Source organism: Chachezhania sediminis (assembly GCF_009765275.1).
GTDB classification, from domain to species: Bacteria; Pseudomonadota; Alphaproteobacteria; order Rhodobacterales; family Rhodobacteraceae; genus Chachezhania; species Chachezhania sediminis.
On record NZ_VOPH01000005.1, the window covers coordinates 228,850 to 242,803 of the forward strand.

10 protein-coding genes and 1 riboswitch are annotated in these 13,954 nt (G+C 65.8%); of the genes, 4 read left to right on the forward strand and 6 right to left on the reverse strand.

Going from position 1 to position 13,954, the window contains the following annotated elements; genetic code table 11:
* Positions 1-67: 67 nt before the first annotated feature.
* The 3 genes from gcvH to FQK05_RS16780 form a co-directional block, all read right to left on the reverse strand.
* Positions 68-427, reverse strand: coding sequence for a glycine cleavage system protein GcvH (gene gcvH, locus FQK05_RS16770; protein WP_158968921.1), 360 nt, complete (start codon positions 425-427; stop codon positions 68-70).
* A 21-nt stretch (positions 428-448) separates the two neighbouring features.
* Positions 449-1,588, reverse strand: a complete 1,140-nt coding sequence (gcvT, locus tag FQK05_RS16775) for a glycine cleavage system aminomethyltransferase GcvT (RefSeq protein WP_158968923.1) — start codon at positions 1,586-1,588, stop codon at positions 449-451.
* Between the two features lie 122 nt (positions 1,589-1,710).
* Positions 1,711-1,819, reverse strand: a riboswitch (glycine riboswitch).
* Positions 1,820-1,895: 76 nt separating this feature from the next.
* On the reverse strand, positions 1,896-3,347 hold the full coding sequence (locus FQK05_RS16780; protein WP_158968925.1) for a glutamine synthetase family protein: 1,452 nt from the start codon (positions 3,345-3,347) through the stop codon (positions 1,896-1,898).
* Positions 3,348-3,614: 267 nt separating this feature from the next.
* On the opposite strand from FQK05_RS16780, the gene FQK05_RS16785 reads away from it, so the two are divergent.
* Positions 3,615-4,475 carry a bifunctional allantoicase/(S)-ureidoglycine aminohydrolase gene (locus tag FQK05_RS16785; RefSeq protein ID WP_158968927.1) on the forward strand — a complete coding sequence of 287 codons (861 nt, stop codon included), beginning with the start codon at positions 3,615-3,617 and terminating at the stop codon, positions 4,473-4,475.
* Between the two features lie 183 nt (positions 4,476-4,658).
* On the opposite strand, the gene aspS is transcribed toward FQK05_RS16785, so the two are convergent.
* Positions 4,659-6,677, reverse strand: coding sequence for an aspartate--tRNA ligase (gene aspS, locus FQK05_RS16790; protein ID WP_158968929.1), 2,019 nt, complete (start codon positions 6,675-6,677; stop codon positions 4,659-4,661).
* 296 nt (positions 6,678-6,973) lie between these two features.
* Between aspS and FQK05_RS16795 the strand changes: the two genes are divergently transcribed.
* The 3 genes from FQK05_RS16795 (at position 6,974) to FQK05_RS16805 (ending at position 12,533) form a co-directional block, all read left to right on the forward strand.
* Positions 6,974-8,194, forward strand: coding sequence for an SAM-dependent methyltransferase (locus tag FQK05_RS16795; RefSeq protein WP_158968931.1), 1,221 nt, complete (start codon positions 6,974-6,976; stop codon positions 8,192-8,194).
* Positions 8,195-8,359: 165 nt separating this feature from the next.
* Positions 8,360-11,686, forward strand: coding sequence for a carbamoyl-phosphate synthase large subunit (gene carB, locus FQK05_RS16800; RefSeq protein ID WP_158968933.1), 3,327 nt, complete (start codon positions 8,360-8,362; stop codon positions 11,684-11,686).
* A 247-nt stretch (positions 11,687-11,933) separates the two neighbouring features.
* Entirely contained in the window at positions 11,934-12,533 is a 600-nt protein-coding gene (locus FQK05_RS16805; protein ID WP_158968935.1) for a thymidine kinase, read from the forward strand.
* A gap of 152 nt (positions 12,534-12,685) precedes the next feature.
* On the opposite strand, the gene FQK05_RS16810 is transcribed toward FQK05_RS16805, so the two are convergent.
* Positions 12,686-13,027: a tRNA-binding protein gene (locus FQK05_RS16810; protein WP_158968937.1), complete on the reverse strand. Its 342-nt coding sequence runs from the start codon at positions 13,025-13,027 to the stop codon at positions 12,686-12,688.
* Positions 13,020-13,835 (reverse strand): pyrroline-5-carboxylate reductase, encoded by an 816-nt coding sequence (gene proC, locus FQK05_RS16815; protein ID WP_158968939.1) that lies wholly within the window; start codon positions 13,833-13,835, stop codon positions 13,020-13,022. Before proC ends, FQK05_RS16810 begins: the two co-directional genes overlap by 8 nt.
* Positions 13,836-13,954 lie beyond the last annotated feature (119 nt).

The following is a 13,954-nucleotide window of genomic DNA, read 5'->3' on the forward strand; positions in this document are numbered from 1 at the left end:
CCGCGGGAATGCAAGTGCAGGATCGGCGCCGCGAGGGGACGCGGCACCCGGGACCTGGTCGATCAGCCTACTCGATGAACTCGTTATAGGCGGCCTCGTCCATGTAATCGTCCATCGGCGACATGTCGGAGACCTTGATCTTGAAGAACCACGCCTCGCCCATCGCGTCCTCGTTCACCAGGGACGGGTTGTCAGGCAGGGTCTCGTTCACCTCGACGATCTCGCCGTCCAGCGGCGCCAGGATGTCGGACGCGGCCTTGACGCTTTCGATCACGACACATTCGTCGTCCTTGGTCACCTCGGTGCCGACTTCGGGCAGTTCCACGAAGACGACATCGCCCAGCTGCTCAGCGGCATAGGTGGTGATTCCGACGGTGACGATGTCGCCGTCGGCCAGAAGCCATTCATGTTCTTCGGTGAATTTCATTTCTGGTCTATCCCTGCTGTCTTATCTCTTGAAGTTTGCCGGAACGAAGGGCAGCGCCGCAACTGTCACGGGCTGGCGCTTGCCACGAAGCTCGCCGAAAAGCTGCGTCCCCGGGGCCGCCAGCGCGGCAGGGACATAGCCCATGGCCACCGGTCCCCCGACCGTCGGCCCGAACCCGCCCGAGGTGATGGTGCCCACCGGCGCCCCGCCCTCGGCCGTTTCGAAAAGCTCCACACCTTCGCGCATCGGTGCCCGGCCTTCCGGCTTCAGGCCCACGCGTTTCCGGGCCGCACCGTCGGCGAACTGGCCCAGGATCGTCTCGGCCCCGGGAAAGCCGCCTTCGCGCTGGCCGCCCGCGCGGCGGACCTTCTGGATCGCCCAGGTCAGCCCCGCCTCGACCGGCGTGGTGTCTAGGCCGATGTCGTGGCCGTAAAGGCAAAGCCCCGCCTCCAGCCGCAGCGAATCCCGCGCGCCCAGGCCGACCGGGCTGACGTCGTCGTTCTCCAGCAGCTTCCTCGCCACCGCCTCGGAGGCCGACGCAGACACCGAAATCTCGAACCCGTCCTCGCCGGTATAGCCTGACCGCGAGATCCAGACCGGCACCTCTTCCCGGCCCATGCCCAGCGACAGGTCCGCCGCGATCACGTCCATGAAGCGCATGTCCGTGACGGCGGGGCACAGCGGCGCCAGCGCGGCTTCGGCAGCCGGCCCCTGCAGCGCGATCAGCGCGCGGTCGGTGATTTCGGTCAGCGTGACGTGGTCGGGCAGCGACGCGCGCATATAGGCGATGTCGTCCGCCTTGCAGGCCGCGTTCACCACCACGAACAGGCTCTCGCCCATGCGCGCGAACATCAGATCGTCCCGGATGCCGCCATCGTCCGAGGTCAGCAGCCCATAGCGCTGCCGCCCGTCGCCCAGGCCCACCACGTCCATCGGCACCAGCGCCTCGAAGGCCAGGGCCACATCGGTCCAGCCGGCGCCGTCCAGCAGCACCTGGCCCATGTGGCTGACATCGAACAGACCGGCCCTGTCGCGCGTCGCGGCGTGTTCGGCCATGATCCCGGCGAACTGTACCGGCATGTCATAGCCGGCAAAGCCCACCATCCGCGCGCCAAGCGCGCGATGCAGGCCGTTCAAGGGTGTCGTTTCAAGTTCCGTCATCGGCAATACCCCTACCAGCGGGGAAAACCCGCCAGCCGATGCCCCCTCTGTCCCATGTGCCTGAGGCCTCTCGCCCTTCGGCGGGCACGCGGGTCATCCCCCGTGCCACTCTCCAGAGTGTTTCAGCGCATCCGGTCCGGTTGGCCTGAGAGTTTCCGGGGCGGTTGCTCCTTCGGCACCGACAAGGTCTGCGGTTGCCCGCGGTCCTGCCGGTTCTCCCGACTGCGCTTTCTTCCCTTGTCCTAGCGTCCCCCGGGCCGTCAGACAAGCACTTGGCGCGTTCGCAGGACAAAGCGTCGCTTTCGGGTTAAAAGATGCTGAAATATTCAGCCTGCTCCCATTCCGACAGCGCCGCCAGATACCGGTCCCATTCGAACCGCTTCAGGTGCAGCAGGTAATCGGCCACGTCAGGCCCCAGGGCGCCCCTGAACGTCTCCGACGCGGCGAAGGCCTCGATGGCGGCGCCCAGCGAAGCCGGCAGAGGCGTGGCGGTCCCGTCATAGGGTGTTTCGGTCGGCGGCGGCAGGACCAGGCCCGCCTCGACCCCGCACAGACCGGCATGGATCTGGGCGGCCAGCGCGAAATAGGGGTTTGCCGCGGTTTCGGGGGCACGGTTTTCCACCCGGCTGGCCGTGTCGCCGGGCCTGGCCAGCACCCGCAACATGGCGCCGCGGTTGTCGCGCCCCCAGGCGATTGCATTGGGTGCCAGCTGGTTCGGCTGATACCGCTTGTAGCCGTTCACCGTCGGCACATTCATCAGCGAAGCCGGTGCCGCATGGGTCAGAAGCCCTGCGATCCAGCCCTGCGCCACCTCGCCCAGGGCTCCCTCGGCATCGGGCAGGAACAGGTTCCGCCCGGTGTCGCGGTCCAGCACCGACTGGTGGATGTGCCAGCCCGAAGCCGCGACATTGGCCAGCACCGGCTTCGACATGAAGCTGGCATGCAGGCCCCGGCGCGCCATCACTGCCTTGGTCGCGGCGCGGAACAGGACCATGCACTCGGCGGTCTCGGCCGGGCCCGCGGGCTCGAAGGTGACCTCGTACTGGCTGGGGCCCATCTCGATCTCGATCGACCGCAGCGGCAGGGCCAGGCCTTCGGCCGCGCGGCGGATCTCGTCCAGCATGGGTTCGGCCGCATCATAGATCCCGTCGGACAGGAACTGATAGCCCTGCCCTGTCGGCCGCGTGGCCGGCGGCGCGGGCGGCATGGTCGTGTCCGCGTGGCCGGGTCCCGGGCCGGTCTTCTCGAAGACATGGAACTCGACCTCCAGCCCGAAGACGGCTTCCATCCCCGCGTCGTCCAGCCGCGCCTCGGCCTTGCGCAGCACGGCGTCCGAGGCGAAGGGGACGGGTGTTCCGTCCCGGAAATGCGGGCTGCACAGGATCCAGGCCGAATGCGGGGCCCAGGGAAGCCGCCGAAAGGTCTCCGGCCGCGGCACCAGCAGCACGTCGCCCGCCCCTTGCATCGGCCCCGCGGCGATGCCCGTCTCGGCCGACCAGACCGGAAAGGCGGTCCGCCCCGACGGATCCTTCAACAGCAGGGTCGACGGCACAGCCATGCCCGACCGGAACACCGAACGAAGCGACCGCGCCGCCACCGCCTTGCCACGCAACAGGCCGTGGGGATCCACGAACAGGAACCGCACCGTCTCGATCCCGAATTCCTCAACCCGCCCCAGCACGGAACGGGCCGCTTCCATGTCGGTCTCGGTCCAGAGCCCCGACAGCGCCAGCTCGCCATCGCGCAGACGGCTCACCATATGAAAACCATTTTGTACAAACCGGTCATCCTGCAGTCGCGAACATCTACAAACCGGACGATCCGCGCCCCTTGCGGCGGCGAGGCCCGATCCGGGACATGTTCTTTTCTGCTCTCACGATCTGCAGGCGGCAACCGGGATGTCAAGGGACGGCCCCCGCCGCCACCCGGTTTCAAATTTCGAAGACAGCAGTTGAAACGCCGCCGCCCCTAGGCGACAGAGACGGCACAGGACAGACTGGACCTATCGCCAAAGACGGAGAAAACCATGGCCACAGACGATTCGTCCGGCGTCACACGCCACTATGCCGGGCCCATCGCAGGCCATCCCGGGCAGGACCAGCTTCTGACCGGAAGGGCCGCCTTTACAGAGGCTTACGCCTTCATCCCGCGCACAACGATGCGGGATATCGTGACAAGCGCCCTGCCCTTCTGGAACGGCACCCGGCTCTGGATCCTGGCACGGCCGATGTCGGGCTTCGCCGAGACTTTTTCGCATTACATCATGGAAGTGGCCCCCGGCGGCGGCAGCGACCGGCCGGAACCCGAAGACGGTGCCGAAGGTGTCCTCTTCGTGACCGAAGGCCAGCTTGCCCTGACCATCGGCGACACTGACCATGTTCTGGCCCCCGGCGGCTATGCCTACCTGCCCCCCGGCTGCGCCTGGAAGGTCAACAATACCAGCGACCTGGCAACCCGCTTCCACTGGATCCGCAAGCTCTACATCCCGGTTCCGGGCCTCGACGAGCCAGACCCCTTCGTCAGTTCGGATCTCGAGGTCGCGCCCGTCTCGATGCCCGGCGTCGACGGCCGCTGGTCCACCACCCGCTTCGTCTCGCCCGAAGACATGCGCCACGACATGCACGTCAACATCGTCACACTGCTGCCCGGCGCGGTGATTCCCTTCGCGGAAACACACGTGATGGAACACGGTCTTTACGTGCTGGAAGGCAAGGGCGTCTACCGCCTGAACCAGGACTGGGTCGAGGTCGAGGCCGGCGACTACATGTGGCTGCGCGCCTTCTGCCCCCAGGCCTGCTATGCCGGCGGACCGGAACCGTTCCGCTACCTGCTTTACAAGGACGTGAACCGCCACGCCGCCCTGGGCGGCCCCTGGGCCCGTCGCTGACTCACCCCGCCATCGGCATCGCCGCCGAAGGCTCGATTGAGTATTTGGAAAGAGAAGAAAGGGGCGCCGCGATCCAGGATCCGGCGCCCCTTTCGAATTCCGGGCCCGCGGCCCCCACTTCTTTGATCTTCAAATATCTCGGGGGTGTGGGGGCAGAGCCCCCACGCGACGCCCGCGCCGGGATCACTCCTTCGGAAGAACCCGCAGCGACAGCTCCATCAGCTGGTCCGAGGTCGGTTCCGACGGGGCGCCCATCATAAGGTCCTCGGCCCGCTGGTTCATCGGGAACATGATCACCTCGCGGATGTTCTGTTCGTCCGCCAGCAGCATCACGATCCGGTCGATGCCGGCCGCGCAGCCGCCATGGGGCGGGGCGCCATAGGTGAAGGCATTGACCATGCCGCCGAAGCGACGTTCGACCTCGGACTTGGGATAGCCCGCGATTTCGAAGGCCTTGAACATGATCTCCGGCTTGTGGTTCCGGATCGCGCCCGAGATCAGCTCGTAGCCGTTGCAGGCCAGGTCGTACTGGAAGCCCTTGACCGCCAGCGGGTCTCCCTGCAGCGCCTCCATGCCGCCCTGGGGCATCGAGAACGGGTTGTGCTCGAAGTCGATCTTGCCGGTTTCCTCGTCCTTGGCATAGATCGGGAAGTCCACGATCCAGGCAAAGGCGAACCGGTCCTTGTCGACCAGGCCCAGTTCCTCGCCGATCACGGTGCGGGCCTTGCCGGCCACGCGTTCGAAGGCTTCGGGCTTGCCGCCCAGGAAGAAAGCCGCGTCGCCGACACCCAGGCCCAGCTGAACGCGGATGGCTTCGGTGCGCTCGGGACCGATGTTCTTGGCAAGCGGACCTGCAGCTTCAAGCTCTTCGAAAAGATCCCATTCGAGATTGCCGGCATCCTCTTCGCGGCCCATGCGCCGCAACTCGGCGACGACTGCGAACATGAAGGCCGCAAACTCTCGGCTCGTGTCTTCTTTGAAAAGTTTGTCTTTCGACGTGAGGAAGCGCTTGGATTCTTCGATCAGTTCAGGCTTCCTGCTGTCGGACTTCCATGCCGCCACCGCGTCTTCGGCAAACCCATAGTCTAAAGTAGACAGGGCCGGCGCTTTCTTGAATCGCCAGAAGATATACCCCATGCCCGGCAGGCCTTCGCTTTGGGCGAAGCTGTTCATGCGGTCGCAGAACTTGCGGCTGCCGCCGGTGGGGGCGGGGATGGCGCGGATCTCGGTCCCGTCCTGTTCCAGCAGTTTCGCGAAGATCGCGAAGCCGGAGCCGGCGAAATGTTCCGACACCACCTGCATCTCGATCGGGTTCCTGAGGTCCGGCTTGTCGGTGCCGTATTTCAGCGCCGCTTCCTTGTAAGGGATCTGCGGCCACTCGGCCGGCGCATCCACCTTCCGGCCGCCGCCGAATTCCTCGAAGATGCCCGCGATCACCGGCGAGACGGTGTCGAACACGTCCTGCTGGGTGACGAAGCTCATCTCCAGGTCCAGTTGGTAGAAATCGGTGGGCGAACGGTCGGCGCGCGGATCTTCATCGCGGAAGCAGGGCGCGATCTGGAAGTACTTGTCGAAGCCCGACACCATGATCAGCTGCTTGAACTGCTGCGGCGCCTGGGGCAGCGCATAAAACTTGCCCGGGTGCAGGCGCGACGGCACCAGGAAGTCGCGCGCGCCTTCGGGGCTGGACGCGGTGATGATCGGCGTCTGGTATTCGCGGAATTTCTTGTCCCACATCCGGCGGCGGATCGAGGCGATGACGTCCGACCGCAGGGTGATGTTCTTCTGCATGACCTCGCGCCGCAGGTCGAGGTAGCGATACCTAAGCCGCGTTTCTTCAGGGTATTCCTGATCGCCGAAGACCATCAGCGGCAGTTCCGGGGCCGAGCCCAGGACCTCCAGCTCGCGGACATAGACCTCGATCTCGCCCGTCGGCAGCTTGGGGTTCACCAGTTCGGGTGCGCGGGCCTTCACCGTGCCGTCGATGCGGATGCACCATTCGGACCGGACCTTTTCCAGCGCCGCGAAGGCCGGGCTGTCGCCGTCGCACAGGACCTGTGTCACGCCGTAATGGTCGCGCAGGTCGATGAAAAGGACGCCGCCGTGATCTCGCACCCGGTGCACCCAGCCCGACAGGCGCACGGTGGCGCCAACATCGGCCGCGGACAGGTCGGCACAGCTGTGGGTACGATAGGCGTGCATCGGAAAGCTCCTTGCGGGCATAATTTCAAAGGCGCGGGAACGCGTGCCGCATACACCGCGGACCGCAGGCCAAGTCAAGGGCAGTCTGGATACCCTACCGACAAGGGCCGGAACCGGCCCCATCGCGAGCCCGGAGCGACCCGGAAGCCACGTCGCCTGCACGATTCGTTAACTTCGCAGCAATGCACAGCTTCCTTGCCCTTTCGGAAGGAACCAAAATGTTTAGCAAATCGTTAAGCTCGTGTATGATTCGTTCAGCTGGCCGGTGGCCATCTGACGACGATAAGGGGGACATCATGTGGGAAACTCTGTTTCACCGGATGGCCATGCGGTTGCTAAAGACGGGTACGCTGCGTATCACGTATCCCGACGGAAACACCAAGACCTACGGTGACGGCCAGGCGCCGCACGCAGACATGAAGGTCACGCAAACCGCGGCACTGAAGGCGCTTTGCCTCAATCCCGAGATGGGGTTCGGCGAAGGTTACATGGACGGCACCGTCCTGACCGACGACCTGCTGGGGCTTATGCAGCTCTTGCAGCGCAACTACAAGACAGAAAGCCTGCCAGGATTTGCGCGTTTCGCGTATTGGATGCGTTTTCTTCTCCGCAACTTCGCAATGAAGAACAACGCGCGGTCCTCAAAGAACAACGTCGCACATCACTACGACATCTCGGACGATCTCTACCGGCTCTTCCTGGACGAGGACATGCAGTATTCCTGCGCCTACTTCGCCCGGCCCGAGATGAGCCTGGAAGAGGCGCAGGCGGCCAAGAAGGCCCATATCGGCCAGAAGCTGCGGATCGAGCCCGGCATGCGCGTCCTGGACATCGGCTGTGGCTGGGGCGGCCTGTCGATCACGCTGGCGCGCGATTTCGGCGCGCGCGTGGTTGGCGTGACCCTGTCGGAAAACCAGTTGGCCACCGCGAAACGGCGGGTCCAGGACGCGGGGCTTTCCGACCGTGTCGAACTGCGCCTTCAGGATTACCGCACGATCACCGATCCCTTCGACCGGATCGTGTCCGTGGGCATGCTGGAGCACGTAGGGTCGCCCCATTTCAGCGAGTACTTCGCAAAAGTCGCGGAACTGCTCGGCCCGGACGGGATCGCGCTGATCCACACCATCGGGCGCAGTTCCCCCCCTGCCCCGCAATCGCCGTGGCTGAACAAGTACATTTTCCCCGGCGGCTATGTCCCGTCCCTGTCGGAACTGGCGGTTCCGATCGAGGATTCGTGGCTGATGCTGGACGATATCGAGATCCTGCGCCTGCACTATGCCCTGACCCTTCGGGAATGGCTGAAACGTTTCGAGGCACAGCTTCCGGCCGTCCGGACAATGCATGACGAACGGTTCGTCCGGATGTGGCGGTTCTACCTGATCGCCAGCATCATGACCTTCGAGGAACAGAAGCTGACCGTGTTCCAGGTCCAGTTGAGCCACAAGAACAACGTCGTGCCGATCACGCGCGATTATCTGTACCCCTCGCCGCTGGCGCAGCAGCAAGCGGCGGAATAGGCGATTGCGCGGTGCCGGGACCGGCGCCGCGCGGCATGGGAAAGGACGTCGCGGCGTTTGCGGCGCTTCTTCCGGGACTGACCCCTTGCACCTTTCCGGCCCGTGCCTATAACGCACGACAATTTGTGCGCCCTTGGGCGCGTGCCGAACTCAGGGGAAAAGAAGATGCCGAAGCGCACCGATATCCGCTCGATCATGATCATCGGGGCGGGGCCAATCGTCATCGGCCAGGCCTGCGAGTTCGATTACTCCGGTGCCCAGGCCTGCAAGGCGCTGAAGGAGGAAGGATACCGGGTCATCCTGGTGAACTCCAACCCGGCGACCATCATGACGGACCCGTCCCTGGCCGACGCCACCTATATCGAACCGATCACGCCCGAAGTGGTGGCCCGGATCATCGAAAAGGAACGGCCCGACGCCCTGCTGCCCACGATGGGCGGCCAGACCGGCCTGAACACCTCGCTTGCGCTGGAAGAAATGGGCGTCCTGGAAAAGTTCGGGGTCGAGATGATCGGCGCCAAGCGCGAGGCCATCGAGATGGCCGAAGACCGCAAGCTGTTCCGCGAAGCGATGGACCGTATCGGGCTGGAAAATCCGAAGGCCACCATCGTGTCCTCGCCCAAGGGCGAGAAGGGCTATGACATCGAGGCTGGCGTGAAGATCGCCATGGACGCCATCGATGACATCGGCCTGCCCGCCATCATCCGCCCCGCCTTCACCCTGGGCGGCACCGGCGGCGGCGTGGCCTATAACCGCGAAGATTACGAGAACATCTGCCGCTCGGGCCTCGACGCCTCGCCGGTCAGCCAGATCCTGGTCGACGAAAGCCTGCTGGGCTGGAAGGAATTCGAGATGGAGGTCGTCCGCGACAAGGCGGACAACGCGATCATCGTCTGTTCCATCGAAAACGTGGACCCGATGGGCGTCCACACCGGCGATTCGATCACCGTGGCGCCCGCGCTGACGCTGACCGACAAGGAATACCAGATCATGCGCAACGGCAGTATCGCCGTCCTGCGCGAGATCGGGGTCGAAACCGGCGGGTCGAACGTCCAGTGGGCGATCAACCCCGAAGACGGCCGCATGGTCGTGATCGAGATGAATCCTCGGGTGTCGCGGTCGTCGGCGCTGGCGTCCAAGGCCACCGGCTTCCCCATCGCCAAGATCGCAGCCAAACTGGCCGTGGGTTATACGCTGGACGAACTGGACAACGACATCACCAAGGTAACGCCGGCGTCCTTCGAGCCGTCCATCGACTATGTCGTGACCAAGATCCCGCGCTTCGCCTTCGAGAAGTTCCCGGGCGCCAAGCCCGAACTGACCACCGCGATGAAGTCGGTCGGCGAAGCCATGGCCATCGGCCGGACCTTCCACGAATCGCTGCAGAAGGCGCTGGCCTCGCTGGAAACCGGCCTGACCGGCCTGAACGAGATCGCGATCCCCGGCGCGCCCGACAAGGCCGCGATCACGCGCGAGCTAACGAAGCAGACGCCGGACCGGCTGCGCACCATCGCGCAAGCCATGCGGCACGGCCTTTCCAACGATGAAATCCAGGCGGTGACCAAGTTCGACCCCTGGTTCCTCGACCGCCTGCGCGAGATCGTCGACATGGAGGCCGAGCTGCGCAAGGACGGTCTGCCGATGACCGAAGCGGGCCTGCGCATCGTCAAGATGATGGGCTTCACCGACGCGCGGCTGGGCGAACTGACCGGCCGGGACGAGGACAATGTCCGCCGGGCCCGTCACAACCTTGACGTCCGCGCCGTCTTCAAGCGGATCGACACCTGCGCCGCCGAGTTCGAGGCGCAGACCCCCTACATGTACTCGACCTACGAAGTCCCGGTGATGGGCGAGGTCGAATGCGAGGCCCGTCCCACCGACCGCAGCAAGGTCGTGATCCTGGGCGGCGGCCCGAACCGGATCGGCCAGGGGATCGAATTCGACTACTGCTGCTGTCACGCCTGCTATGCGCTGACGGATGCGGGCTTCGAGACCATCATGATCAACTGTAATCCGGAAACGGTGTCGACCGACTATGACACGTCCGACCGGTTGTACTTCGAACCGCTGACCTTCGAACACGTGATGGAAATCCTGACGACCGAACAGCAGAACGGCACGCTGAAGGGCGTGATCGTCCAGTTCGGCGGCCAGACGCCCCTGAAACTGGCCGATGCGCTGCAGGAGGCCGGGATCCCGATCCTGGGCACCTCGCCCGACGCCATCGACCTGGCCGAAGACCGCGAACGTTTCCAGAAGCTGGTGCAGGACCTGGGCCTGAAGCAGCCGCGGAACGCCATCGCCTGGTCCGATGCCGAGGCCCGCACCCATGCCACCACGCTGGGCTATCCGCTGGTCATCCGCCCGTCCTACGTGCTGGGCGGCCGGGCGATGGAAATCGTCCGCGACGGCGACCACCTGGAACGCTACATCGCCGAGGCGGTCGTGGTCTCGGGCGACAGCCCGGTGTTGCTCGACAGCTACCTGGATGGCGCCGTGGAACTGGATGTCGATGCGCTCTGCGACGGCACCGATGTCCACGTGGCCGGCATCATGCAGCACATCGAAGAGGCCGGCGTCCATTCCGGCGACAGCGCCTGCTCGCTGCCCCCCTATTCGCTGCCCCCCGAGATCATCGCCGAGGTCGAAACCCAGACCCGCGCCCTGGCGCTGGCCCTGAACGTCGTGGGCCTGATGAACGTCCAGTTCGCGGTAAAGGATGGCGAGATCTACCTGATCGAGGTCAACCCGCGCGCCTCGCGCACCGTGCCCTTCGTGGCCAAGGCGACCGATTCGGCCATCGCCTCCATCGCCGCGCGGCTGATGGCGGGCGAACCCCTGTCGAACTTCCCGATGCGGGCTCCCTACGCCGATGTCAGCTACGATTCGGTGCTGCCGTTGGCGGATCCGATGACGCTGGTCGACCCCAAGATGCCCTGGTTCTCGGTCAAGGAGGCGGTCATGCCCTTCGCCCGCTTCCCGGGCGTCGACACGATCCTGGGGCCCGAGATGCGGTCGACGGGCGAGGTCATGGGCTGGGACCGCAGCTTCGCGCGGGCGTTCCTCAAGGCCCAGTTGGGCGCGGGCATGGTCCTGCCATCGTCGGGCTGCGCCTTCATCTCTATCAAGGACGCCGACAAGTCGCCCCAGACGCTGGAAGCGGCGCAGGTGCTGGTGGCCCAGGGCTTCACCCTGGTCGCCACCCGCGGCACGGCCGGCTGGCTGGCGGAACACGACGTGCCCTGCACCACGGTGAATAAGGTCTACGAAGGCCGCCCGAACATCGTCGACATGATGAAGGACGGCGGCGTCGACCTGGTGATCAACACCACCGAAGGCGCCCAGGCGGTCGAGGATTCGCGCGGCATCCGTTCGGTGGCGCTCCAGGACAAGATCCCCTACTATACAACTGCCGCCGCCGCCCACGCCGCGGCCCTGGCCATCCAGGCCCAGGCGGACAATGACCTGGACGTGAAACCGCTCCAGGCCTGACGGACTTGACCGGCGCCTTCTCCGGGCGCCGGTCGCGATACCGCACACCTCAACGGAAGGAGCATCCAACGTGCGCCTGATCCTCACCGCCGTAGCCCTTCTGTCCCTGACCCTGCTCGCCGCCTGCGACGTGCCGCTGGTGCCGTTCATCTGACCCGTCCCTGGGGCTTCTTCTCTTCCCAAATACTCCCCTTCCGCGACGCCCGCGCCGTTGAACCCCGCCCGGGCGTGACGCATACGTGCGGCCATGGCCAAGCTCTTCTTCAACTACTCGACGATGAACGCCGGCAAGTCGACGGTGCTGCTTCAGGCGTCCCACAACTACCGTGAAAACGGCATGCAGACCTACCTGATGACCGCCGCCATCGACGGCCGGGCAGGCAAGGGCCGGATCGCCTCGCGGATCGGGATCGGTTCCGAGGCCGACACTTTCGCGCCCGACGAAGACCTCTTCGCCAAGATCGCGGACCGCCTGGCCCAGGGCCCGGTCGCCTGCATCTTCGTGGACGAGGCGCAGTTCCTGTCGAAGGAACAGGTCTGGCAGCTGGCCCGCGTGGTCGACGACCTGAAGGTCCCGATCCTGGCCTACGGCCTGCGGGTCGATTTCCGGGGCGAACTCTTTCCGGGCTCTGCCGCCCTCCTTGCCCTCGCCGACGAGATGCGTGAGGTCCGCACCATCTGCCATTGCGGCAAGAAGGCCACCATGGTCGTCCGCCGCGGCCCGGACGGGGAAGTCCTGCACGACGGCAACCAGGTGCAGATCGGTGGGAACGAGACCTATGTCTCGCTCTGCCGCCGCCACTGGCGCGCGGCGATGGGAGAGCTACCGGACGACAGCCCCGCCTGAGGCCGCGGCCCGGGCAAGACGTCGCTCTTCAGCGCCCCTCAACCGAACCACCCCGCCGCCCCCGGGCGGACGGGAGGCGGGCCCGGAAGGATCCGCCGAGGGGCGGGGTGGGTGGGCCGGCCGCCCGGGGGCGGCGGCCCCGGGATGGCACGTCAGCGCAGGCGTTCGCCGGTGGGCACCACCTGGTCTGGCGAGACAAGGACGATCCCGCCTTCAAGATCCGCCAGGCCCAGTACCAGAACCTCGCTCATGAAGGGCCCGATCTGGCGCGGCGGGAAGTTCACCACCGCCAGCACCTGCTTGCCGATCAGCATCTCCGGGTCGTAATGCGCGGTGATCTGGGCAGAAGACCTCTTCTCGCCCACCGTCGGCCCGAAATCGATCCACAGCTTGATGGCGGGCTTGCGTGCCTCGGGAAAGGGTTCGGCGCGCAGCACCTCGCCCACGCGGATGTCGACCTTCTCGAAATCCTCGAACGTGATCTCTTCAGCCACGCGACAGCTCCTTCGACCGTGCAGCCGCCGCAGCGACCGCCTTTTCCATCAGGGGCGGCAGACCCTCCGCCCCGTCCATCAGAACCTCCAGCGCCGCCGCCGTTGTCCCGGCCGGGCTGGTCACGTTGATCCGCAGCTGGGCCGGATCCGCGTCGTGGGGCAGCGCCAGCGCACCGGCCCCGGCCATGGTGGCCTTGGCCAGCCGCATCGCCAGGTCCGCAGGCAGCCCCTGGGCCACGCCCGCGGCCGCCATCGCCTCGATCATCAGGAAGACATAGGCCGGACCCGATCCGCTGACGCCGGTCACGGCATCCATCTGCGCCTCGCTTTCCAGCCGCACAGTCTCGCCCACTGCCTGCAGCAGCGCATCGGCCTGGTCCAACTCTGCGGCACTGACCTTGGCATTGCCCACGATGGCGGTGATTCCCCGCCCGATCGCGGCCGGCGTGTTGGGCATGGCGCGGACGATCGGCGTGTTCGCGCCAAGGATCTCCTCGAACTTCGCAAGAAGCGTTCCGGCCGCGACGGAAATGAACAGCGTCGCACCCCCGCCCAGGTCGGAAATCGACGGCAGCGCTTCCGTCATCATCTGCGGCTTGACCGCGATGACCACGATGGCGGGCGCCGGTGGCATATCCGCGTTGACGTGGACCCCTTGCGCCTTCAGCCAGTCGGACGGATGCGGATCCTTGACCCAGACGGCCTCTGCCGGCAGGCCGCCCTTCAGCCAGCCGTCCAGCATGGCCGATCCCATGCGACCGCAGCCCAGAAGCACGAGGCCCCGTCCGGCAATCTCTGCAAAATCCATGTCGTTCTCCCGTGGCCCGCATCCGTGGCGCGCCGCCGGGAGATCGGTCGGGCCCTGCCCCGGCATCACCCTGCCGGGGCCGGCCACCGTTCAGGCCCGGCGACGTGCACCGGACCAAG

Excerpts from the sequence above, each read along its gene's own strand:
- gcvH (WP_158968921.1), bottom strand. The coding sequence starts at position 427 with ATGAAATTCACCGAAGAACATGAATGGCTTCTGGCCGACGGCGACATC.
- gcvT (WP_158968923.1), bottom strand. The coding sequence starts at position 1,588 with ATGACGGAACTTGAAACGACACCCTTGAACGGCCTGCATCGCGCGCTT.
- FQK05_RS16780 (WP_158968925.1), bottom strand. The coding sequence starts at position 3,347 with ATGGTGAGCCGTCTGCGCGATGGCGAGCTGGCGCTGTCGGGGCTCTGG.
- FQK05_RS16785 (WP_158968927.1), top strand. The coding sequence starts at position 3,615 with ATGGCCACAGACGATTCGTCCGGCGTCACACGCCACTATGCCGGGCCC.
- aspS (WP_158968929.1), bottom strand. The coding sequence starts at position 6,677 with ATGCACGCCTATCGTACCCACAGCTGTGCCGACCTGTCCGCGGCCGAT.
- FQK05_RS16795 (WP_158968931.1), top strand. The coding sequence starts at position 6,974 with ATGTGGGAAACTCTGTTTCACCGGATGGCCATGCGGTTGCTAAAGACG.
- carB (WP_158968933.1), top strand. The coding sequence starts at position 8,360 with ATGCCGAAGCGCACCGATATCCGCTCGATCATGATCATCGGGGCGGGG.
- FQK05_RS16805 (WP_158968935.1), top strand. The coding sequence starts at position 11,934 with ATGGCCAAGCTCTTCTTCAACTACTCGACGATGAACGCCGGCAAGTCG.
- proC (WP_158968939.1), bottom strand. The coding sequence starts at position 13,835 with ATGGATTTTGCAGAGATTGCCGGACGGGGCCTCGTGCTTCTGGGCTGC.